19 protein-coding genes are annotated in these 23,741 nt (G+C 56.5%); 7 read left to right on the forward strand and 12 right to left on the reverse strand.

The window, feature by feature from the left end; genetic code table 11:
* Positions 1-41 precede the first annotated feature (41 nt).
* Genes HNR64_RS06985 through HNR64_RS06995 form a run of 3 tightly spaced genes read right to left on the reverse strand, consistent with a single transcriptional unit; the run spans position 42 to position 3,014 of the window.
* On the reverse strand, positions 42-1,067 hold the full coding sequence (locus HNR64_RS06985; RefSeq protein ID WP_204995811.1) for a phosphotransferase family protein: 1,026 nt from the start codon (positions 1,065-1,067) through the stop codon (positions 42-44).
* A 12-nt stretch (positions 1,068-1,079) separates the two neighbouring features.
* Positions 1,080-2,309 (reverse strand): acyl-CoA dehydrogenase family protein, encoded by a 1,230-nt coding sequence (locus tag HNR64_RS06990; protein WP_204995812.1) that lies wholly within the window; start codon positions 2,307-2,309, stop codon positions 1,080-1,082.
* A gap of 45 nt (positions 2,310-2,354) precedes the next feature.
* Positions 2,355-3,014 carry a histidine phosphatase family protein gene (locus HNR64_RS06995; protein WP_204995813.1) on the reverse strand — a complete coding sequence of 220 codons (660 nt, stop codon included), beginning with the start codon at positions 3,012-3,014 and terminating at the stop codon, positions 2,355-2,357.
* 106 nt (positions 3,015-3,120) lie between these two features.
* Here HNR64_RS06995 and HNR64_RS07000 point away from each other — a divergent pair, with 106 nt between their 5' ends.
* The gene (locus tag HNR64_RS07000; protein WP_204995814.1) at positions 3,121-4,056 is read left to right on the forward strand and encodes a LysR family transcriptional regulator; all 936 of its coding nucleotides are present in this window, start codon (positions 3,121-3,123) and stop codon (positions 4,054-4,056) included.
* Here HNR64_RS07000 and HNR64_RS07005 read toward each other — a convergent pair.
* On the reverse strand, positions 4,053-6,200 hold the full coding sequence (locus HNR64_RS07005) for a 3-hydroxyacyl-CoA dehydrogenase NAD-binding domain-containing protein (RefSeq protein ID WP_204995815.1): 2,148 nt from the start codon (positions 6,198-6,200) through the stop codon (positions 4,053-4,055). The two genes, HNR64_RS07000 and HNR64_RS07005, sit on opposite strands and share 4 nt — an antisense overlap.
* 46 nt (positions 6,201-6,246) lie before the next feature.
* Positions 6,247-7,455, reverse strand: coding sequence for an acetyl-CoA C-acetyltransferase (locus HNR64_RS07010; protein WP_027875006.1), 1,209 nt, complete (start codon positions 7,453-7,455; stop codon positions 6,247-6,249).
* Positions 7,456-7,609: 154 nt separating this feature from the next.
* Between HNR64_RS07010 and HNR64_RS07015 the strand changes: the two genes are divergently transcribed.
* Together HNR64_RS07015 and HNR64_RS07020 are read left to right on the forward strand one after the other, a co-directional pair.
* A complete protein-coding gene (locus HNR64_RS07015; protein ID WP_204995816.1) occupies positions 7,610-8,653 on the forward strand; it encodes an AraC family transcriptional regulator ligand-binding domain-containing protein in 1,044 nt (347 codons plus the stop codon).
* Positions 8,654-8,736: 83 nt separating this feature from the next.
* Positions 8,737-10,287, forward strand: coding sequence for a long-chain-fatty-acid--CoA ligase (locus tag HNR64_RS07020; protein WP_204995817.1), 1,551 nt, complete (start codon positions 8,737-8,739; stop codon positions 10,285-10,287).
* An 80-nt stretch (positions 10,288-10,367) separates the two neighbouring features.
* Here HNR64_RS07020 and HNR64_RS07025 read toward each other — a convergent pair whose 3' ends face one another.
* The 6 genes from HNR64_RS07025 to HNR64_RS07050 form a co-directional block, all read right to left on the reverse strand.
* Positions 10,368-10,805 carry a YtoQ family protein gene (locus HNR64_RS07025; RefSeq protein ID WP_027875003.1) on the reverse strand — a complete coding sequence of 146 codons (438 nt, stop codon included), beginning with the start codon at positions 10,803-10,805 and terminating at the stop codon, positions 10,368-10,370.
* Between the two features lie 119 nt (positions 10,806-10,924).
* Complete coding sequence (locus HNR64_RS07030; RefSeq protein ID WP_204995818.1) at positions 10,925-11,500, reverse strand: YdeI/OmpD-associated family protein; 576 nt, start codon at positions 11,498-11,500, stop codon at positions 10,925-10,927.
* A 1,290-nt stretch (positions 11,501-12,790) separates the two neighbouring features.
* The gene (locus HNR64_RS07035; RefSeq protein ID WP_204995819.1) at positions 12,791-12,976 is read right to left on the reverse strand and encodes a hypothetical protein; all 186 of its coding nucleotides are present in this window, start codon (positions 12,974-12,976) and stop codon (positions 12,791-12,793) included.
* 63 nt (positions 12,977-13,039) lie between these two features.
* A complete protein-coding gene (locus tag HNR64_RS07040; RefSeq protein ID WP_204995820.1) occupies positions 13,040-13,444 on the reverse strand; it encodes a nuclear transport factor 2 family protein in 405 nt (134 codons plus the stop codon).
* Positions 13,445-13,499: 55 nt separating this feature from the next.
* Entirely contained in the window at positions 13,500-15,743 is a 2,244-nt protein-coding gene (locus tag HNR64_RS07045; protein WP_204995821.1) for a TonB-dependent receptor, read from the reverse strand.
* A 60-nt stretch (positions 15,744-15,803) separates the two neighbouring features.
* Entirely contained in the window at positions 15,804-17,975 is a 2,172-nt protein-coding gene (locus HNR64_RS07050; RefSeq protein WP_204995822.1) for a TonB-dependent receptor, read from the reverse strand.
* 149 nt (positions 17,976-18,124) lie between these two features.
* Here HNR64_RS07050 and HNR64_RS07055 point away from each other — a divergent pair, with 149 nt between their 5' ends.
* On the forward strand, positions 18,125-19,156 hold the full coding sequence (locus tag HNR64_RS07055) for a YheT family hydrolase (protein WP_204995823.1): 1,032 nt from the start codon (positions 18,125-18,127) through the stop codon (positions 19,154-19,156).
* Here HNR64_RS07055 and HNR64_RS07060 read toward each other — a convergent pair.
* On the reverse strand, positions 19,153-20,016 hold the full coding sequence (locus tag HNR64_RS07060; protein WP_204995824.1) for an HpcH/HpaI aldolase/citrate lyase family protein: 864 nt from the start codon (positions 20,014-20,016) through the stop codon (positions 19,153-19,155). The genes HNR64_RS07055 and HNR64_RS07060 overlap by 4 nt on opposite strands.
* Positions 20,017-20,160: 144 nt before the next feature.
* Here HNR64_RS07060 and HNR64_RS07065 point away from each other — a divergent pair, with 144 nt between their 5' ends.
* Genes HNR64_RS07065 through HNR64_RS07075 form a run of 3 tightly spaced genes read left to right on the forward strand, consistent with a single transcriptional unit; the run spans position 20,161 to position 23,740 of the window.
* On the forward strand, positions 20,161-21,390 hold the full coding sequence (locus HNR64_RS07065) for an imelysin family protein (RefSeq protein WP_204995825.1): 1,230 nt from the start codon (positions 20,161-20,163) through the stop codon (positions 21,388-21,390).
* Complete coding sequence (locus HNR64_RS07070; RefSeq protein WP_204995826.1) at positions 21,344-22,621, forward strand: di-heme oxidoredictase family protein; 1,278 nt, start codon at positions 21,344-21,346, stop codon at positions 22,619-22,621. Before HNR64_RS07065 ends, HNR64_RS07070 begins: the two co-directional genes overlap by 47 nt.
* A complete protein-coding gene (locus tag HNR64_RS07075) occupies positions 22,622-23,740 on the forward strand; it encodes an imelysin family protein (protein ID WP_204995827.1) in 1,119 nt (372 codons plus the stop codon).
* Position 23,741 lies beyond the last annotated feature (1 nt).

The raw sequence follows: 23,741 nt of genomic DNA on the forward strand, positions 1-23,741 counted from the left end.
CCTGATAGGGCTGGGGTCGCCATCGTTGCGACCCACGGCACTCACGCTCCCTGCTCTACCACCTGAACGCCCATTTGCGCCAGGGGGGCAGTCATACCACCAAGCTGTTTTGCCTTGTCGTTGGAGGCATTGCCGTCGAGGGCGCGTTTATAAACACCCTGCAAAATGGCACTGAGGCGAAAGAATGAAAAGGCCAGGTAGAATACCCAATCATCAATGGCACTGATACCGCGGCGCTCACAGTAGCGGCGCACATAGTCTTTTTCGCTGGGAATACCCAGTGCTTCGCGGTCCACATCCCCCAAGCCGGGAATTGCGGCACTGCCAGGCAGGCGCCACTGCATGCACTGGTAGGCGAGGTCTGCATAGGGGTGGCCCAGGGTCGATAGCTCCCAATCCAGCAGCGCGATAATATCGGTGCCACCCTTGGCGAACATCATGTTGTCCAACCGGAAATCGCCGTGCACCAAACACACCTGGCCGTCATCCTCGGGCAAATTCGCCTCCAGATAACTGATGAGTGTTTCCACCGGCTCCAGGCGCTGGGTTTCACTGGCCCGATACTGCTTGGTCCAGCGGTCCAGTTGCCGGGCAAAATAGTTGCCGGGCTTGCCGTAGCCGGATAACCCCACAGCCTCGACATCGACATTGTGCAAATCGGCGAGGAGCTGATTCATATTGTCGTACATCGCGCTGCGGCGCTCAGGGTCGAGCTCCGGCAGTGCGGCGTTCCAGTAAATATCGCCGTCGAGATAGTCCATCAAATAAAACATGGAGCCAATCACCTGCTCATCCTCGCAGAGAATGCGCATGGTCGGCACAGGCACCTTGCTGCCGGCCAGCGCCGACATCACGGTAAACTCGCGATCCACGGCGTGTGCAGATTTAAGCAGCTTCCCCGGCGGCTTGCGGCGCAGCACATAGGCACCACTTGCCGCATCTATGCGGTAGGTGGGGTTGGACTGCCCACCGGGAAATTTTTCTGCGGTAAGTGGCCCGGAAAACCCATCGATGGATGTTTCCAGATAGGCGCATAGCGCGTCGGTATCGAGATCAAAAGCTGCCATATTCCCTCCTTTTTATGCCTCACCGCTAAAGCGGTTGATAATCTGCTTGCCCAGCGCCATTTGGTGTACCTGATCCGGGCCGTCAGCCTGGCGGCACCAGCGCGCATAGTTAAAGGCCTCTGCCATCATATAGTCTTCGGTAAAGCCACCCGCACCGTGCAATTGCATGCAGCGATCGATCACCGTTTGCACCAGCAAGGGCACCGTGGTTTTCGTTGCGGCAATCATATCCACCGTGGCCATGGGGCCCTGCTCGTCGATCAGCTTGCAGGTTTTTAAAATTAGCAGGCGCGCCATTTCTATTTCAGAGAAGCTGCGCGAAATATCCTCGCGAACCGACTGATGGCGGCTCAGCGTGCGGCCAAAGGTGGTTCGCGATACCGCGCGCTGACAGGCGAGCTCCAGGGAGCGCTGGGCGGCGCCGATCAACCGCATACAGTGGTGCATACGCCCGGGTGCTAAACGTCCCTGGGCAATCTCAAAGCCGCGCCCCTCACCCAGCAACACATTCTCCAGGGGCACGCGCACATCAGTAAAGCGCATCTCGGCGTGGCCAACCGGCGCATCATCGTAACCGAAGGTTGTCAGCGGGCGAATAATCTCCATACCCGGCGTGCCTTTGGGCACCAGCACTTGTGTCTGCTGCTTGTGTCGGCTGGGGTTATCGGGGTCAGATTTACCCATCACAATAAAAATTTGGGTACGCTCGTTCATCGCCCCGGTAATAAACCACTTGCGACCATTGAGCACCCATTCGTCGCCGTCTTTTTCGATGCGCAGCTCAATATTGGTCGCATCACTGGACGCCACCTGCGGCTCCGTCATGGCGTAGGACGAACGAATATCCCCTGCCAACAGCGGCGTTAACCAGCGCTCGCGCTGCGCATCCGTGGCATATTTCATCAACACTTCCATATTGCCGGTGTCCGGCGCGCTGCAGTTAAAGACTTCTGCCGCCCACAGCACCCGCCCCATTTCCTCACACAGGGGGGCGTAGTCCAAAAAGCTCAGGCCGCCGCACTCGCTGTATTGGCCGTACTCTTCCGGCACAAACAAATTCCATAGCCCGGCCGCCTTGGCCTTGGCTTTTAGCTCGTCCATCAGTGGCATCGGCGCATAGCGATTACTGGCCTCGGCCAGCTGCTCGGCGTAGGCCTTCTCGTTCGGGTAGATATGCGCGTCCATAAAGTCTTTTAAACGCGCCAGCAGATCTTGCGCTTTAGCAGAGGGTCGTAAATCCATCATATTCTCCTTGGGCCGCAGCCCTGGCCAATGCGGTGTAGGTAATTAGGTATAGGTAATTAAGTGGCGGTCCTGCGGGCGCTCCAAATGGGGAACGCCATTGAAGCTGTTTAGCTGGAAGCTGCCCGCCTTGCAGAAGTACTGACTGATGCCGGTATTTTTCGCCTGCAAATTCAACTGGATCATGGTGTTTACATCCAAGGTGAGCACCTCGCGCAATATCGCACTGCTCGCCCCACCGGAGGTCACTACCAATACGCGGCCGCGCTGGCTGCCAATTTCCGTCATGGTGTCTCGCACCCGCTGTTCAAACTGTTGCCAGCTTTCGCTGACGCCCGCTATTTCATCCCGGCTCCATGCCAGCAGTGCGCGGCGCAGTAAGCGGTAAAAATCGCGGGCGTCGTTCAGGTCGATGTCTTCGTCGAGGCTAGGTAAATACGCATCAACCAAGGAGTGGAAGTCATATTCGTTTAACCCCGGCAATACGGTGGCCTCGGGTGTCGTGGCCAACACATCCTTCACGCCAGCCAGCGTTTCGCGGTGGCGGCGCATACTGCCGGTATAGACCGCGTCAAAATGCAGGTCGCGGCCGTGGCAGTATTCACCCAGCAAACGCGACTGCTCCCAGCCAACTTCGGTTAAGCGGTCGTAGTCATCGGTGCCAAAGGCTGCCTGACCATGCCGCACGACATACACTTCGCTCATATCGCCTCCTGAACATCTACACGGAGTCTACCCAGCCGATTATAATTAAAGAAATTTATTTTTCTTATCGGTTATCATCACCGAAACTTATAGCAAGGTGAGCGATATGAACCTCTCTCGCATCGACCTAAACTTATTTATCGTCTTTGATGCCATCTACACCCACCACAGCCTCACGCGTGCAGCGGGTGTTTTGCATGTCACCCAGCCCGCCGTTAGCAATGCACTCACGCGACTGCGCAACACCCTCGACGACCCATTGTTCGTGCGCAGCCCGCAGGGCATGAGCCCAACGCCGCTGGCTCGGCAGTTGATCACGCCGATCCGCGACGCCTTGCAGGGCCTGGAACAGTGCGTACAAACCCGCCAGCAATTCGATGCCGCAACGGCAAAACAAACGCTGCGCCTGCATACCACCGAGCAGGCCGAAATCTTCCTACTCCCTCGCCTGTTGGAGCGGCTGGCCAAACACGCGCCCGGCATCAACCTGGAAGTGGAATTTATGCGCCGACGGGAAATCCCACTGGCACTGGCGGCAGGCGAACTGCAGCTCGCGATTGACGCGCCGCTGATCAACCACAGCGAACTGGTATCGAAACCCCTTCGTCGCGACCACTACGTTTGCGTGATGCGCCGCGACCATCCGCTGGCCAAACGCGAGCTGAGTCTGGAGGACTTTCTGGCCGCGCGTCATATTCACATCTCCAGTCGCAGCCGCGGCTCCGGACATATCGATCTGGCGCTGCGCAGCCTTGGCCACCAACGGCGTATCGCCCTGCGCCTGCAACACTACTCCAGCCTGCCAACCCTGCTGGCGCGCAGCGATGACCTTGCCGCCATTCCCCAGAGCCTGGCCCAACTCGGCCCCTGGCACAGCAAGCCCCTGCCCTTCGACTGCGCCGCCTTGGAATTGCATATGTTCTGGCACAAAAATGCCGACCACGAACCCAGCATTAACTGGCTGCGGGAACAGCTTGTGCAGTGTTGCGAAGAATTAGAGAAAGAGCTGCCGGAGAACACCGGCAGCTCATCGTCGGCTTAGGCGAAGGTCTCGCCTTTTTCAGCCTTATCGAGCAGGACTTGCGGTGCAGCGAAACGCTCGCCGTAGCGGCTTTCCAGCTCGGCCAAACGCGTGGCAAAGGCTTTCAAGCCGTAGGTGTTTACGTACTGCAGAACACCCCCGGTGTGAGGCGGGAAACCAATGCCCATAATCGAGCCGATATTGGCATCCGCCACTTGGTTCACCACGTTTTCTTCGTAGCAGCGCAGCGACTCAACAATCTGCCTAAACAGCAAACGGTCTTTAATGTCGTTTACAGGCAGGTCCACCTCGGGCTTGTGGTAGAGCGAGTAAAGCTCCGACCACAACTGCTTTTCGCCACCCTCGGGGTAGTCGTAGTAACCGCCGCCATGGGCGCGGCCGCCACGGCCGTATTCATTCAGCATTTTGCTGGCAATGCGGTAGCTGGCCGTTTCTCCGGCAAACTTGTCGCCGAGGCGCTCGTCCAGTTCGCGATTCGTTTCGCTCACCTTCACCGCCAATTGCTGGCTCACTTCGTCTTGCACGGCAAGCGGGCCAACCGGCATACCCACAGCGCGACCCAGGTTTTCGATCAATACCGGATCGACACCTTCTTCAATGAGTTGCGCCCCTTCCTCGATATAGGTAGCGAATACGCGCGAGGTAAAGAAGCCACGCGAGTCGTTGACCACAATCGGCGTTTTGCGAATCTGCTGAGCGTAGTCAAACGCGCGCGCCAGGGTTTCATCAGAGGTCTGCTCACCGGTAATAATTTCCACCAGTGGCATCTTGTCGACGGGCGAGAAGAAGTGAATACCGATGAAGTTCTCCGGGCGTTTTGCCGGCTCTGCCAGCAGGGTAATAGGCAGGGTTGAGGTGTTTGAGCCCCACACGCCGTTTTCAGCCAGCTTGCCCTGCAACTCTTCTGTGATCTTATGTTTGAGATCAACGTTCTCAAACACCGCCTCAATAATCAGGTCGCAGCCTTCGAGCAGGTCGGCATTATCAGTAGGGGTAATCAAGCCCAGCACTGATGCTTTTTTCTCTTCGGTCATGCGTCCACGGGCAACACGCTTGGTCAGCAGTGTATCGCTGTAAGCCTTACCCTTATCCGCTGCATCCTGGCTGATATCTTTAAGGATGACTTCAATGCCAGCCATCGCCGACACATAGGCGATCCCCTGCCCCATCATACCGGCGCCGAGAATACCGACTTTCTGCACAGCAGTTTTCTCGATGCCTGCCGGACGACTGCCGCCGCCGTTCACCTGATTCATTTGCAGGAAGAAGCTCATCAGGTTCTTGGCAACTGGCGTGGTCACCAAGCCAACAAAAACCCGCGCCTCAATTTCCATTGCGGTGTCGAAGTCGACACGCAGAGCATCGGCAATCACGTCCAAAATCTTAACGGGCGCTGGCACCAAGCCCCGCGTTTTTTGGAACAGCATGGGGTTGGCACCCTGCAACATTTGGGTGATCTTGGGGTTCTTGGCGTTGCCACCAGGAATTTTAAAGCCCTTCACATCCCAGGGGTTCATCGCCTCTGGGTTGGCTTTGATCCACGCCTTGGCTTTGCTGATCATGCTTGGTACATCGTCAGCCAGCTCTTCAACCAAACCGGCTTCCAGTGCTTTCTTGGCATTAAAGCGGGTGCCTTCCAGCAGCGGCATAATGGCGCGTTCAACACCGAATTTATTCACCATGCGCACAATACCGCCACCGCCAGGCAGCAGACCCAAGCTCACTTCCGGCAGACCCACTTGCACGGCCTTGCTGTCGAGTGCAACGCGGTGGTGACAGGCCAGGCAAATCTCGTAACCGCCGCCGAGCGCCGCACCGTTAATGGCCGCAACCACTGGGCGACCCAGTTTCTCCATGCGGCGCAGCATACCTTTGATCTTGAGGTTCATCTCAAACATCTCTGCCTCGCCCTCACCGGGCTTCAGGCTGAGCATGCTTTTGATATCACCGCCAGCAAAGAAACTGCTTTTTGCAGATGTGAGCACCACACCGGCAATGGATTCGCGCTCCGCTTCCAAGCGGTCAATGGTCTCGCCCATCAGCGCTACATATTCGTCGTTCATCGCATTGACCGGACCGCTCATGTCCATAGTCACCGTTACGATGTTGTCGCTATCTTTTTCGTAGTTGAATGTTCCAGTCATCGGACTTACCTATTCTGTTAAATCTGAAAAATGCAGGGCTGCGCGCTTACACTCGCTCAACAATCGTTGCGATACCCATACCGCCGCCCACACACAAGGTCACCAAGCCAAAGCGTTGTTGGCGACGCTCCAGTTCATCCAGTACTGTGCTGATCAGCATGGCACCGGTCGCGCCCAGGGGGTGACCCATTGCAATGGCGCCACCGTTTACATTGATCTTTTCCCAGGGGGCTTGCGTGTCTTTTTGGAAACGCATCGCCACTGACGCAAACGCTTCGTTGATTTCAAACAGGTCGATCTGATCGATCGTCATACCGGCTTTTTCCAGTACCTTAAATGTGGCGGGGCCAGGGCCCGTCAACATAATGGTGGGCTCGGTTCCGGTAACCGCTGTCGCCACTACGCGGCCGCGGGGTTTCAGCCCCAGTTTTGCGCCCGCCGCTTCGCTGCCGATCAATACTGCGGCGGCGCCGTCGACAATACCTGAGGAGTTACCTGCATGGTGAACGTGATTAATACGCGCAACGTGGGGGTATTTGCTCAAGGCAATATCGTCAAAGCCCATGCCGCCGAGCATCTCAAAAGAGGGCTTCAGTTTGCTCAGGCTTTCTACGGTGGTGCCCGGCTTGATAAAGTCGTCGCGCTGCAAGATGACCATGCCGTTGCCGTCTTTCACGGGAATCACCGAGCCGTCAAAGTAACCGGCCTCGCGGGCCGCCGCTGCGCGCTCTTGTGAGCGAACCGCAAAGGCGTCAACGTCTTCGCGGCTAAAGCCTTCCATTGTCGCAATCAAGTCTGCGCCCACACCTTGGGGAACAAACGCGGTATCTGATGCGGTTTGCGGGTCTTCACCCCAGGCGCCGCCGTTAGCCCCCATGGGCACGCGCGACATGCTTTCCACCCCACCGGCAACCACCAGTTCTTCCCAGCCCGAGGCAATCTTCATCGCCGCCAGGTTTACAGCCTCAAGGCCAGATGCGCAGAAGCGGTCCAGCTGAACACCGGCCACTGACTCATCCCAGCCCGCCTTCATCACCGCGGTTTTCGCAATACAGGAACCCTGCTCACCCACTGGCGTTACACAGCCCATGACTACGTCATCCACCAGGGCGGTATCTAAACCGTGGCGGTCACGCAGGCCGTTTAGCAGGCCAGCAAGAAGATCGACGGGCTTCACCTGACTCAGGGGCGAACCCATTTTGCCTTTGGCACGCGGTGTTCTTACCGCGTCGTAGATAAAAGCACTGTTGCTCATGATGGTTCTCTCACTTTGCATGAAAATCGTGCACCAAAGATTGGACGCGGGGGGCCGCCTGAACAATGATCTGCTGTGACAGACGATAGACATTTTCTTACAGGTCGACGTAGACTGGCGCGCCAAGACAAAAGAATGACGGAGCGCCACAGTAGTGAGTGTCAGTGACCACCGCACGATTTCTGCCGCCTTTGTGCGGGCCATCGGTGCGCGCCAGCCCCTGTCGGCAAACCAACAATCGGCGCTGCTCGCCGAGTGCGACATACCTGACAGCGTGCTCACCAGCGACCGCGCCCGCGTGCGTCCAGTCCAATTCGCCCGCCTGCTTGAAGCGGTCACTCAACTCAGTGACGACGAGTCACTCGGCTACAACAAACACCCTCAGCGCCCCGGCACAATGGCGGCGCTAATGCGTTTTGCCCATAACAGCGATGACCTGCTTCAAGCCTTTGAGCGCCACATCGAACTGTTCAACCTCTTCGACTTTGGTTACAAGGTGAGCTTGCAGCAACGGGACAACTACGCCTTTTACCGTCTTGAGCCCGAAGCCGGCTATGAGCTTGCGCCGTGGACCTGCGAACAGCACATGATGATGCACCACCGCTATTTTTGCTGGTTGTGTGGCACGCGCCTGCCCCTACTAAGAGTCAACCTTCACTACCCACCACCGCGTCATCGCGACGAATACCACTACCTGTTTCACACTGAAACACGTTTTAACCAACCCCATGCCGACTTCGTATTTGCTCGTCGACTGCTGAGCCTGCCCGTGGTGCGCAGCAATACCGAGCTAGAGGATTACCTACAGCGGGTCCCCTACGAACTGCTGCATATGCCCGACCAGGAAGGCAGCTATACCGAGCAGATTCGCCGCTACCTGAAGAAGTCGCTGCCGCAGCTACCCAACTACGAACACATTGCCGAGGCACTTGGCATCGGCGCGCAAACACTGCGGCGACGACTCGCCCAGGAAGGCTGCGACTACCGCCAGCTCAAGCACGAATTACTGCGCGACCTCGCCATCGACTTACTCGCCGAACCTGAGCTGGATATCAAAAGTATTTCTTATCAACTCGGCTTTTCTGAGCCCAGCGCTTTTATCCGCTCTTTCAAAAAATGGACCGGCAGCAGCCCCGGCGAGTACCGGCGCAACAACACAATTAGCACCGAGCAAGACGCAGTCAAACCGCTGCCATAACAGGCTGGCAAAACGCGCTAAGGCGTTTTACATTGATAGCCGCGAGCAAAATAATACCGATAACACGCCAAGGAGCTCCGGCTATGAAGATTCACCAGTTCGTCGACTATCACGCGCGGGTGCGTGCTAGCAGCGACTGCATCATTTACCAAGACACCGTCCTCAGCTACGGCGACATTACCGAGCAATCTCACCGCATTGCTGCGGGGTTACTGGCGCGGGGCATTCAACCCGGCGACCGCATCGCCATCATGTGTCAAAACTGCCCGGACTTTCTCACCGTGCTGCTGGCCTGCAGCCGCATTGGCGCGGTGTTATGTGCGGTAAATTACCGCCTCGCCCCCGAAGAAATTCGCTACGTTGTGCAAGACAGCGAAGCAAAATTACTGATTGTTGCCGACGAGGAGCTGGCCACCTTGAGCGACGCTGTGCAACAGGCCCAGCCCGAGCTGAATATTCTGGCCAGCCACAACCAAAGCTGGACAGAGTGGCTGTCGTCGCTGAGTGATGCTGGCGAGGTCGACAACAGCAGCGACAGCTCGGCAGCGCTACTCCAGCTCTATACCAGCGGCACCACCGGCCGCCCCAAAGGGGTGGTGCTCAGCCAGCGAAACATCTTGTCGCTGTACTGCATGACCAGCGCGTCCTGGGAGGTTAAATCCGGGCCTGGCGGCCGCGATCTCGTTAGCGCGCCCAACTTCCATATCGGCGGTGCCGGCACACTGATCCTGCCGGTGTTATCCGGCGCCAGCGTGGTACTGCACAAGACCTTCGACCCCTTTAAAATCGCAGAAGACCTTGAGCGTTATAAAATTGAAAACACCTTTATGGTTCCGGCGATGATCATGGCGCTGATCCATATGGTGCCCGACCTGCGCCAACGCGACTTCAGTCACCTGCGGCAAATTGTGTACGGCGCCTCCCCCATCAACAGCGCACTATTACAAGCGGCGATGGAGGTATTCGACTGCAACTTCTATCAGGTATACGGCATGACCGAGACCTGCGGCGCTGTCGTGTCACTCTCTGCAGACGATCACCGCCGCGCAGCGAACGACGCCCCCGAACTGCTAGCCTCCTGCGGCCGACCCCAAGCGGGCGTTGACGTGAAAGTGGTCGACCGCAACGGCAACCCACTACCCAATGGCGAAACCGGCGAACTACTCATCCGCTGCGACGCCAACATGATGGAATACTACAACCGCCCCGACGCGACCGCCGAAACCCTGGCCGGCGGCTGGGTGCACACCGGCGACTCCGCAGTGATCGACGAGCACGGTTATATTTTCCTGCGAGACCGCATTAAAGACATGATTATTAGCGGCGGCGAAAATATCTATCCTATCGAGATCGAAAACGCCCTCAGCCAACACCCGGCCGTGGCCGATGTTGCCGTGGTGGGCATTCCCTGTGAAAACTTTGGTGAAACACCACTGGCCTGCGTGGTGCTGGCCGAGGGCAAGCAGCTAAACGAAGCGGAGATGATCGAGTTCTTACGCAATGACCTGGCTGGCTACAAAATTCCTCGCCAGCTCAAAGTGTTTGCCGAACTGCCGAGAAACCCAACCGGGAAAATTCTGAAAAAAGTGCTGCGCGAGCCCTACTGGGAAAATCAGGAACGGGCTATTAATTAAAGCGAGGCTTGAAATGAAGGTGAGCTGACGCAGTTACCCACCGCGACAGCTCAGCCTTTACCCCTCAAAACGCGAACAAACTACGACTCAGCAACAATGTAGGTCAACATCTCCACTACCTGCTCTGGTGTCGTCGCCCAGGCATACGCCGCGGCATCCACCTCTTTCAATGGGTGAATAATCTCCTCACCATGCAGCGTGATATAGGGCTTACCCTTCGCCGCGCAGTATCCCGCATCAAAGGCCGCGTTCCACTGCTTATACTTATCGCCAAAGCGGATTACCGCGATATCACATTGCTCGATCAGCGTGGATATCCGCATCGCATTCACCTTTGCCGACTTGTGATCGCGCCAAAAACTGTTCTCCTCCGCGCCCAACACATCACCCGCGGCATCACTGGCCTCATGATTCGTCACCGCCGATGAAAACGTAATACCACTGCCTTTGCAGCCAGCAATAATTTGCTCCCGCCAGTCTGTATGGATTTCGCCGGAAAGATAGACATTCAGTTTCATGTTAAAAGCCCTGGAGATCGTTTTAGAGAAATGAGGTGATACGCAAAAGAACAGCGAATGGTATCGGAATCGGGGCAGACCAGCCAAGCGCCATCAACAAACCACTGGCCGCCTTGCGCTTATTTCGGATTTTCCTCGTTTGCCAGCACGGTTAGGTATTTGGCAAAACGCCGCTGCTGCGTCTCCGGTTTTTTCGCACTCAGCAAACCGTAGGCAATCACAAAACGGCTCGCTTTATTCAGCGTATCAAAAAACGACTTCGCCGTCGGTTCGCCTTCAAGAGCCGCCAGAAAATCCTCTGGCACAACCATCTCACTCACCGCATAGGCATTTTCCCAACGTCCATCTGCCTGCGCTGCGCGAACATGTACCAGGCCCGGCTCCCGCATTCGACCCTCGTCGATCAAACGCTCCACATGCGCCCGGTTCCGCTGCGACCAACTGCTGCGCGCCTTGCGCGGCGAAATCCGCTGCAGATACGCCTGCTCATCAAGCGACTTCTTCACCCCGTCGATCCATCCCCAACACAAGGCTTCAACCACCACCTCATCCCAGGTCACACTAGCAACCGCCGACTGCTTCTTAAAAATCTTCACCCACAACCCACCCTCGCTGGCATGATTTGCTTCTAGCCAGGCAGCAAGTTGCTTTGGTGTTGGAAACGCTATGATTCGAGATGGGGCGACTTCTGGCATTTAATGAGGTTCCCTTAATTTTAACGCCCGCATTTTGGGGCGGCTGAAACACCGCGTAAGCCGTCCCAGTCCGTAGGGCGACAACCTGCATTTGTTAGAGACTTTATACGACATTATCAGTATAGTGCGGAGTTTTGGCTGTCCCCGCGCTTTTCAGCGGCTAACTGCGCGTGCTTGTTATGTGTGGTCTCAATTTCCACTGAAAGACCTAATGACCATATACAATAGCGATGGAAAGAAAATTATTCCGGCAATTAAGCCATAGCGCTCATTTTTTCTTGCTGCCCGATCCGCCATTTTCAACTCAGCTTCGCTATGGATATGACCGCAATGCAAGCAGATTTCACTCTCGCCAGGCAGACTCTTTCCACACTTTGTACAGCGCCTCCACTTTCGGACAATTCCACTATAAATTCCATCCATCACAGATTACACATAACAGCCTGTTTATGAAGCCAGTTCGGCCTCATAATAAATATTATCGGGCGGCCATCTATCACTCAGCAGCATCCGCCCAGTGAGCGCCTATCCCATTGCAGGGAAAGGACTATTTCTAAAATAAATCGACTCAAACCCCATTAACAGGGCCGACGACTCTGCAGTAAAGTCTGTTAAGCAGGCCGTGCCTTGTCTACAGAGGAAGTGGTGAGAAATTTAGGAAATTGACACACCGTTCCTTCGGTAGCGGGGCAGTACATCCATCACTGCGTTAAGCACTAAGATAAGTTTGCTAGATGCTTGAGGCAAGCATTTTCACCAAACGCTAACGTGGCATCCCCTCCCCCCTCAGCACTGTCGAGCACGACGGGAGATGTGCGGGAATTGTGCGAGGACTGTTTGAGCGCAGCGAGTTCCGCAGCGCCCGCGCAGCTCGCGTCGCGCGCAGGGGATCGGCGGCGACAGCCGACAACAGTGATGCGGGGTGCGCTTTTACTCGGCATTACATGCCTCGCCCTCCGGGTCGCCGACAAGCGGCGCTCAATGCAGAAAACGCATTGTTGTTGCCTACTTATTTTTCGCATAAAAATAAGTAGGTCGCCTAGGAAGGGCGAAACACGCAATATCAGCAATTGATACAAATTAGATTCCGTGAAAATACGAAGACCTGTGGCATGCTTGAAGCCCGAATCGCGGTTGAAACCGCTCCTACAGGCGCTACTTTCCAAAGCTGGGTTGGTCGCGGTCAGGCCCGCTCCACAGGTCGGGCAACACCGCCCTCCCCTCAATGCCGTCGCAGGGCATCAAAACGGAGCCAAGATAGATAAACAGGTATTGCGTGTATGGAGCCGCTTAGCTGCCCTCTTCCCCATCCCTCTCATAACGCTGCCGCCGAGCCCGATCCGGCGTAATGTGTATACGCATTTCCGCCTCACACTTGGGACATTCCCAACAGGTAAACCCCTCGGGGTTAATGGCATCCGGGTCATGAGGGTGACCACAGCGGGGACAAATAAAACCGGCAAGTTCTTCACGCATAGACTAGCTCAGCATCCTTACAAGCGATGAGTAATGAATAACGATGCTGCGCTGGAGTGGTCGCTATGCCATCTGCGCCATAACCGCATCGTAGTCCCAGTAGGCTTTCAACGAGGTGATTTTACCCTCGGCATTGGCGGTGTAGATCACCACCATGTCCACGATAATTTTCATATCGCCGGGCATGGTGTTTTCCATATGAACAACGTTGGCACATTCGTCGCCCGCGGGATGAGAGCTCAGGATGGTAAAATCGATACTGCCTGGGGCAATGATCATATCCCAAAACGCGGCGATCGCCTCCTTGCCTTTGTGCCCCTGCCCCGTTGGGTCGAGTGGGGAGACACCGACCGGGTCTTGTACGACGGCATCGTCGGCAAACAGTGACAGCCACGCCTCGCGGTTCCCCGCCGCCACGTATTCGCCCGATTTACGACTGGCTTCCAGCGCTAACTTTCCGTATGACATATTCACTCCCCCAAAAGCGCTGCCCTTGTGGGCAGCACCCACCTTTTTTAATAGTTTAAAAGCTCAGTTTTAGATCGAGGCCGTAACTTCTTGGCTCGCCAAAAATAGCGGAACGATACAGCCCCAGACTGATGGCATGGACTTTATATTCCTCGTCATCGAGGTTGCGCCCCCATACTGCGATTTCAAGATCACCCTCGCCCACCGCGATGTCTGACAGGGCCAGGCGCGCATTGACGATGCCGTAATCATCCATTTTGAAACCTTCCATATCGTCATTGAAGGCGGTGCCGTAGCGTTCATCGGTCCAAGCGTAGTCAACGGAAGCCGTTAGCATCGCGCCGCCTTGGATATTGCCGCCGCTTAGCGGGCGCTGATATTCAAGGCCAACGGTGTAGTTGTGCTCGGGCGCATAGGGCATCTCTGTGCGGTCGGCGACGTTTTTACCGAAGTCGGGGTTAGCCATGTTCTGACCGGGAATCGGGCTGGCAACGGTCTCGCGCTGATCCAGATATTCAATAAAGTCAGCGTCGGTGTAGCCGTAGGAAATTTGCAGGGTTAAACCGCGCGCCAGCACCGCCATCAGGTCCATTTCGAAACCGTCAATTTCGGCCTCGCCCACGTTGTAAACGTCGGTGAGGAAAATGGTGCTGTTGTCAGTAATTTGCTGGGTTTGCAGGTCTTCATACTCGGCGTGGAAAACCGCCGCGTTCAGGGTCATGCGGTTATCCAGCCAGCTCGACTTAATGCCAAGCTCGTAGGAGGTCATATTCTCTTCGTCGAAGGGTGGCTGAAAACCTTCCTCCGTGCTGCGAACGTTATAACCGCCGGCTTTATAGGCGGTAACAACTTTCGCAAAGGTACTCAGCTGATCGGTCCAAGCATAGTCCAGCGTGAGACTTGGATTAAAGTTGCTCCATTCGTCACTGCCCGACTGCTCACCATTGGAGAAGTAGATGGAGCTGTCCTTGGTCGCGGCACGCTTATCAACGGTGTAGCGTCCACCCAGCGTCACGTCCAAACGGTGCGCCAGTGCTTCGGGCGACCAAGTAACCTGTCCATAAACCGCTGAGGCCTCCGCTTCTGAGGCAATTTGGCGGTCCTCGTTCGGCTCATAGGAACCGGGCACCAGGCCGATACCGCGATTAAATTCCGCCTCGTAGGACTCTTCTTCAAAGTAGTAAAGGCCGGCCACATAGCGCCAGCTTTCACCGGCGTCGCCGACCAACTGAATTTCTTGCGAGAATTGATCTTGTTCAATGTCGACATTCGCTTCAAAGAACTTGTCACCCGCACCGTAGTCTTGGGTGATGCTCTCTTCCAATTCGCGATAACCGGTAATCGACTTCAACTGGCCAATGGCGGTGTCCCAGGTGACGGTCAGAGAGTGGCCGGAGATTTCCGTGCGACTGGGGTCGGCCTTGCGCCACCAGGAAGCCTTACTCTGGCGACCCTCACTAGCGGGCGAATCCAGTTGGAACAGGGTCGATAATACCGGGTCGAGAGTTACCGTTTTTTGATAGTAGTGTTGCGGGCCTTCAATTTCTGAAAAGTCGTAGGCGTAGTCAACGGTAATGCTGTCGCTAACATCCCAACGCAGGGCTACACGGCCGGCCTCTTTGCGTTCTTCACCAAAGTTACCGCCCTCGCCGGTATTTTCTACCCAGCCATCGTGCCCGGATTTAAGGTAGCTGAGTTTGCCCGCAACGGGCCCGATTTTGCCTGACTCTATTTTGGTGAGTGACTGCCAAAAGCCGCGGTTGCCCGCACCGACTTTTTGACTAAACCCAAACTCGTCGCTGGGTTTGGCGGTAATCAAGTTGATGGCGCCACCGGTGGTGTTGCGTCCATAGAGCGTACCCTGGGGGCCACGCAGCACTTCAATGCGCTCCAGGTCGGCGACATCGCTACTTAAACCGACGCTGCGAGCGACATACACGCCATCAATATACACCCCTACTGCAGGGTCTTGAGTCGTTTGACTGTCGTTATTACCCACGCCGCGCATAAACACCACCAACGAGCTACGGCTGTTAGGGAAAGGGGTAATAGTGACGTTAGGGGCTAACCCTGCAACATCGGCGAGATCGGTAATGCCGAATCGTTCCAAGCGCTCATTGGAAAACGCCAGCAGCGATATCGGCGTGTCTTGCAGTGAGCTTTCTCTTTTTTCCGCTGTGACTAGGATTTCTTCTAATGCGAGACCATCCGCCTGGGCGCCTGTAATCAGGCTATAACCCAGCGCAAGTGGCAGCAATGAACGAGCGCCTGAGAACGGCATTATGATTTTTCTAAACATATATTCCCCAAACAAAATCGCCGCCATTGCTGGCGGCGCTTGGACAAGCAACTGTGTAACTTAGAAGCTAAGTTTTACATCGACACCGTAGCTTTTTGGCTCGCCGAAGTAGGCCGACTGATACGCTCCCAAACTGATGGAGTGAACTTTATACTCCTCGTCGTCGAGGTTACGTCCCCAGAAGGCAACTTCCAGCTCGGTGGAACCGATAGACATACCTGACAGCGCAACGCGACCGTTGACGACGCCATAGTCATCCAGGAAATAGCCTTCGATATCGTCGTTAAAGGCGGTGCCATAACGCTCATCAGTCCAGCTGTAGTCCAGCGATGCGGTCAGCATTGAGGTGTTGGCGCCAGTGCCTACCGCGCGCTGATACTCCAGACCAATAGTGTAATTGTGCTCTGGTGCGTAGGGCATTTCCGCTTGGTCAGCAATGTTTTGGCCCTGGGTCGGCGCGCCATTACGCTGATCGATATACTCAACAAAGTCTGCATCGGTATAACCGTAGGACAGCTGCATGGTTAAACCAGGCACCAGCACAGCCATCACATCCAATTCCAGACCATCGATTTCAGCTTCACCCACGTTGTAAACGTCGGTGAGGAAGATGGTGGCATTGTTGGTCACCTGCTGAAGCTGCATATCTTCATATTCGGCGTGGAATACCGAGGCATTGGCGGTGATGCGATTGTTCAGCCAGCTCGACTTCATACCCAGCTCGAAAGAGGTCATGTTCTCTTCGTCGAAGGGTGGCTGGAAGCCTGCTTCGGTACTGCGCACATTGTAGCCACCCGCTTTGTAGGCAGTAACAACTTTGGCGAAGGTGCTGAGGTCATCGCTCCAGGCGTAATCCAGAGTCAGGCTTGGGTTAAAGTTGCTCCACTCATCGCTGCCCGACTGCTCGCCGCCAACAAAGTACACGCTGCTGTCTTTGGTGGCCGAGCGCTTATCCACGGTGTAGCGACCGCCAAGAGTAACGTCTAAGCGCTGCTCCAGCGCTTCAGGCGACCAGGTAATCTGTCCGTAAGCTGCATAGGCCTTGGCGTCAGACTTAATGGTGCGGTCTTCCACGGGGAAAATTGCGAAGGTAGGCGGTACTGGTGCAGTGTCAAACTCTTCTTCCAGGCCGTCTTCTTCGAAGTAGTACAGGCCCGCCACGTAGCGAATATTCGCTCCGGCATCACCAACCAGCTGGAACTCTTGCGAGAACTGGTCCTGGTCGATATCCACGCTTACAGCAAAGCCGGGCGCACCGCCGCCGTAGTTCTGTTCAATGCTCTCTTCCAGTTCACGGTAGCCGGTGATCGACTTCAGGGTACCGACAGCGGTGTCCCAGGTGACGGTCAGGCTGTGGCCTGAAATATCGGTATTACTGGGTTTAACGCCGCCAGACCACGAGCCTGTTTCCGAGCGCTGATCACTGGCATTGGGGTACAAACCGGGTACAAAAGACTCGGTAGGCTGGTAGTACTGCTGAGGGCCTTCGATTTCTGAGAAGTCGTAGGCGTAGTCAACGGTGACGTTTTCGCTGGCGTCCCAGCGCACGGCGACACGGCCGGCTTTTTTGTCTTCGGCACCGAAGTTGTCACCACTGCCGGTGTTCTTCACCCAGCCGTCGTGGGCCGATTCCATGTAGGTGAATTTACCGGCGAATTGACCAACCTTGCCGCTTTCAATTTTGGTGAGCGACTGCCAGTAGTCGCGGTTGCCCACACTGACTTTCTGGCTAACGCCGAATTCGTCAGCGGGTTTTGCAGTAATCAGGTTAATGGCACCACCTGTGGTATTGCGGCCGTACAGTGTGCCTTGCGGGCCACGCAGTACTTCGATGCGCTCCAGGTCGGCAACATCGCTGCCCAAGCCGATGCTGCGCGCCACATACACGCCATCAATATAGATACCAACAGCGGCATCCTGGGTGGTTTGGCTGTCGTTGTTACCCACGCCGCGCATGAAAATAACCAGGGAACTGCGGCTGTTGGGGAACGGTGTAATGGTGACGTTTGGTGCTAAACCGGCGACGTCGGCCAGATCGGTAATGCCGAAGCGGTCCAAGCGCTCATTAGAAAATGCCAGTAGCGAGATGGGGGTATCCTGAAGCGAGCTCTCGCGTTTCTCTGCGGTTACCAATACCTCCTCAAGTGCAAGGTCATTAGCAATGGCGCCTGTCGACATTAGCCCGCAGATTGCGGTTGCCAGAAGGGAACGGCGGCCAAGAATTTTTGTCATGAGTATCTCCCGTGTCATACTGCTTTATTATTTATTGGAAACACAGAGTGTGCGTCCATGCGCTACACCAGTAGCCGCCTATAGTCGCAGCTCCAAACCAGCACGGCCTATCGTCCATTCGGCTTAGCAAAAATCGAGTAGTTTCAACAATGTCGCACACCAGTGAATTTGCCCCACCCTCGCTACTGCAGAACCCCCACGTGCAATCGCTGCTGGCCTCGACGGCACCGCGTAAAATACGGCTCATACCCAAAGTTCGCCAACTGCGACGCGCCAGCAAGTCGGTGATTCTCGATTGCGGGAATGGTAGTCAGCTACTGGGCGAATACAGCCGCCAGCAGCAGGGCCGCAGTCGCGGGTTAATCACGCTGATTCACGGCTGGGAAGGCAGCTCCCGGTCGACCTATTTGCTCTCTGCCGCCAGTGCCTTCTACCGCGCTGGCTATGATGTGTTTCGATTGAATCTTCGCGACCACGGCCCCAGCCACCATTTAAACCGAGAGCTTTTCAATTCAACCCTGCTTGAAGAAGTGCTGGGCGCATTGCGCGCCATACAGGCCAACTACCCTCACGACTGGCAGTTTCTCGCCGGCTTTTCACTGGGCGGAAACTTTGCCCTGCGACTAGCTGCCGCAGCCACCGAGGCGGGCATTCACATTCACCAAACCATTGCGATATGCCCCGTTGTCGACCCGGTAAAAACCATGGCGGCCATTGAGCAGGGCTGGTGGGTGTACGAGCAATATTTTGTGCGCAAGTGGAAGCGCTCGCTGAAAAAGAAACTGGCGCTCTACCCCGAGCTGAACTTTTCTGAGCAACTGCACGGCATGAAACGGCTGAGGGACTTTAACGATTATTTTGTCCCCAACCACACGCCGTTTAACGAACCCGACGAGTATTTTCGCGCCTACGCCTTAAGCGCAGACTTGCTGAGCACACTGAGCAACCCCGCCCATATTATTGCCGCCCAGGACGACCCAATGATTATTGCCGAGGACTTTGAACGGCTGCGTGGCGTCAACGGGTTGAGTATCGAAACGCCGCGCTACGGCGGGCATTGTGGCTTTGTAAAAAACTGGCGACTGGACAGCTGGGTAGACGAGCGAATGCTGGAAATCATTCAGCTGCGAAAGCAGCAGCCTCGCCAGGCTGCCAGCACCGAAGCCGCAACAATGACCTAACGCGCCGCCAGCGCGTCACCAATGGCAAGGATTCGCAGCGCTTCGTCAACATGCAGCGACTCCACCAGGCGGCCATCGACAACAACCACGCCCAACCCCTGGGCCTCGGCTTCTACCCAGGCTTGGTGAATTTTTTTCGCTTGCGCTAATTGTTGCTCGGACGGGCCAAAGGTTTGGTTAGCCGCGGCAATCTGTTTCGGGTGGATCAGCGTTTTGCCATCGAAGCCCAATTGCACGCCCTGCTCACAGGCTTGCACAAAGCCCGCCTCATCGTCGAGATTGAGGTGCACGCCATCGAGCACATCCAAACCGTGGGCGCGCGCCGCCAGCACGCATTGGCTAAGCGATGCCTGCAGGCCCAACCGGTCCGGAGTGTGCGGTACGCGAAGCTCCTTGGCCAGGTCCGAGGTGCCCATCACGATGGCCTCAAGCCGCGAATGGCTGCCCGCTATTTCGTCGATGGCCAATACGCCTCTGGGCGTTTCTGCCATTGCCCAAAGCTTGAGCGTCTCTGGCGCTTGCTCCTGAACAAGTAGCTGCACTACGGCCTGCACTTCGGCGGCGGATTCCACTTTCGGCAAGCACAGGGCAGAGATCGGCGCGTGAGCAAAGGCGGCTATTTCTTCTCTGCCCCAGGGCGTATCAAAGCCGTTAACGCGCACCACCAATTCACGGTGACCGTAGCCACCTTCGGCGAGCGCATCCAGAATGTGTTGGCGGGCCTGTAACTTTTGCGACGGGGCAACGGCATCTTCAAGATCGAGGATCAATACATCGGCGTCGAGGCTTCGCGCCTTTTCCAGGGCACGGGTATTCGCGCCAGGCATGTATAACACTGATCGACGGGGAAGGTACGCCATTGAGGTCACTCCGCAAAAAAACGCCAAGTCTAGCATAGGGCTGAACCGGCGGATCGCTCGGATCAGAGGAATTACAATTGCGAATCATTTTCAATTAGCGCAAAATATCCCGCTGCTTTACCGTCGCCAACTTGAGGACTCTTCATGACTAAGTATGTGCTAACACTGCTCTTGCTGTGCCAGTTTGGCGTTGCGCAAGCCGCGCCGGACAACCGCCGCGCTATCGTGACGCACTACACCAATTTGGCACACGCGGTGTTCGACGATGCAAAAACGACAGCGCAAACGTTGTTGAGTCGTGTTGAGGCCCTGCTCGCCGAGCCATCAGAAAAAACCTTAATGGCGGCGCGCCAGGCTTGGATCGCCGCGCGCATCCCCTACCAGCAAAGTGAGGCCTTTCGCTTTGGCAACCCAGTGGTTGACGACTGGGAGGGGCAGCTCAATAGCTGGCCGCTGGATGAAGGCTTGATCGATTACGTGGACCAAAGCTACGCCGCGAGCCTGGGCAATATCGCCGCCGACATGAATATCATCGCCAACCCCACTATTACGCTGGGCGGCGGCGCGATAGACGCCACCACGATCACCCCGGCGTTATTACAGGACCTACATGAACTGGCCGGCAATGCCGCCAACGTGACCAGCGGCTACCACGCAATTGAATTCCTGCTTTGGGGCCAAGACCTCAACGGCCATCAAGCCGGTGCGGGCGAGCGCCCCTACACCGACTTCAGTAAGGGTGAAGCCTGTACAAACGGGCACTGCGAGCGCCGCGGTCAATATTTGCTGGCCGCGACACAATTGCTCGTTAGCGACCTCGCCTACATGACCCAGCAATGGGCCGCCGAGGGCGACAACTATCGGCGTGAATTACTGTCTCTGCCCAGCGAACAGGCGCTGGCGCGCATCTTCTACGGCATTGGCTCACTGAGTTTGGGCGAGCTTGGTGGCGAGCGTATCAAGGTGGCCCTGGAAGCCAATTCAACCGAAGATGAGCACGACTGCTTTAGCGACAACACGCACTGGTCCCACTACTACAATGGCCTGGGCATCAGCAATGTGTATAAAGGCGAGTACCAGCGCATAGATGGCAGCTGGGTTCGCGGCCCCTCGCTAAGCCAAGCGGTTGCCGCATCGTCAGCGCAGGCTGACAAAGCATTAACGGCCGCCCTGAACACCACCATGGCGCGCCTGCAATTGCTAACGCAAGTGGCCGAACACCCGGAGCGCCCACAAAAATTCGATATGCTGATCGCCCCAGGCAATGCGCAGGGTCGCAACTTGCTGGGCAGTATTCTGCAAGCGCTGACAAACCAAACCCGCGCCATTGAAGACGCCGCGGCAAGCCTCGGCATCAACCCCAACGCGATTTGACGCCTTGCCTCGCAACCGTTTTTTCACCCTTGTCGCCCTGGCACTGATACCACTATCGAGCTGGGGCACATCAGTCCTTGAGCGACCGGCGCCTGAACTGAGTCCACAGCAACAACTTGACTGGGCCGTCGGCCGCAGCTTTGCCCACCGCCCGTGGGTGTCGTCACCGGCAACCACAACCGCACGCGATGGCCTCGGCCCGCTATTTAATGCGCGAAGCTGCGCCGGCTGCCACCCAGGCAACGGCCAGGGCCAACTTCCCACAAAGGGTCTAGGAACGGTACTGAGGCTGCCGAAAGACAGCCTGTTTGGCAGCCAACTGCAAGACCGCGCCCTGCCCGGTTTCACAGCGGAAGGCCGAATTGCCTGGCGAGTATCCAGCCATGCGCCCCGCCCCCACCAGCAATACCTTATCGCCGAGTATCGGCAGCTTTCAGCCTCGGCACGCTTGGCCCCCATGCTGATCGGTTTGGGCAAACTCGACGCCATTGATCGTGCCCAGATCCTGGCCTGGGAAGATGTCGATGACCGCGACAATGACAGTGTTTCCGGCCGAGCGGCCACACTGGATAACGGGCAGCTTGGCCGCTTTGGCTGGAAAGCTTCCCAAGCCTCGCTGCGCGAGCAAATTGCCCAGGCCTTTGCTGAGGACATGGGCATCGACAGTGCAATACGTCGCGCCACCCGCTGCGACCAAATTAGCGCGGCCGCTTCTGAGAACGACAGAATGGCTGCCCGCGCCCGCTGTGAGCGCGCCTCTGGCGCCGACCAGCCCGATGGCAGCGAGATCAGCCCGAAGATTCTCGGCGCGGTTGAACACTACATTGCCAATTTAGCGATCCCCGGCAGCAGGGCTGACCACCATGGCCCCGCCGCCAGAACCTTTGCCGAAATCGGTTGCGCAAGCTGCCACCGTCCAACATTCGCCACCGCCAGCGGCACGATTTATCCCTACAGCGATTTGCTGCTTCACGATATGGGCGACGGCCTGAATGACGGCGTCGCCGAGGGCGCAGCGCGCCCCGAAGAATGGCGCACTGCGCCACTGTGGGGGCTTGGCATCCGCAGCGCAGAGGCGGACAATACCCGACTGCTCCACGACGGCCGCGCGAACAGTATTCGCGAGGCGATTGCCTGGCACGGCGGCGAAGCCCGCGCCGCGAGGCAGCGTTTCAACGCCTTATCGCAAGCACAGCAGGCCCGTCTACTCGAATTTTTAAAGGAACTGTAAATGTCTACCCCAGCGACCCTGATACAACACTGCCGGAAGTGGCTGTTGCTGCCCTGTTTCAGCCTGCTCGCTGCCTGCACCCCGCCCCCCGAACAACAGCTGCTTGAAGACACTGCGCAAACCAGCTTGCTGCCCGCTCACCGGGATTTTGCTCTGGCGGCAAAGCAGCTTTCTCAGGCCACCCAGGCATTTTGTAAATCGCCTGACGACGCGGGGCTACAAGCAACCCGAGAACATTGGCGACACAGCGCGGTAGCGTGGTCGGGGCTGCAAGTAAAAAGCTTCGGCCCCCTGATGGAAGACAATCTAAGTTGGCAAATCCAGTTTTGGCCAGATCGTAAAAACCTGGTCGCTCGCAAGCTCGAGGGGCTGATCGCCGAGCATGCGGACGCCACCTCCTTCACTGCCAGCACGATCGCCGACGCGAGCGTAGTGGTACAAGGCTTGAGTGCGCTGGAGTATTTACTGTTCGATGAAAAAGCAGCTCAGCTTGATCGTTATCAAACCGCCCCGTTGCGTTGTCAGGTGCTGAGCGCTATCGCCGAGCATCAGAAAACGTTAAGCAAAACACTGCACGAAGCCTGGCTTCCCGATCACGGAAACTACCTTGGCACCTTTGCGCAGCCCGGCCCTAAAAACCCGGTTTATCCCGATCGCCAACAGGCCATTGCGGCGCTCTTGGAGTCACTGGTTGCCGGTGCCGAATTGATAAAACGCGATAAGCTTGAGCGGCCTCTGGGCTTTGCCAACAGCCGGGGCCTAAGCCAGGTGTACCTGCTTGAGTGGTGGCGTAGCCGCTTCTCTCGCGAAGCCATTATCGGCAACCTCAATGCGTTGCAGCGCCTTTATCTGGCCGATGAACTATACGGGATCGACGACTATCTGCGGCAGCACCAGCACAGTGAGCTGGCAGAGCAAATTACCAGCACCTTTGAAAAAACCATTGTCGCTGCACAGGCCGTTGAGGGTGACCTTTTCTCGGCTGCGACTGATCCAGCGCAAAAACCTCAGTTGCTCGCACTTTATACTGAGGTACAGCACTTACTCGACTTGCTAAAAAATGCCCTGCCGGATGCTCTGGGTATCACCCTGAGTTTTAACGGCGCCGACGGAGACTAGT

This window comes from Spongiibacter marinus, assembly GCF_016906995.1.
Lineage (GTDB): Bacteria > Pseudomonadota > Gammaproteobacteria > Pseudomonadales > Spongiibacteraceae > Spongiibacter > Spongiibacter marinus.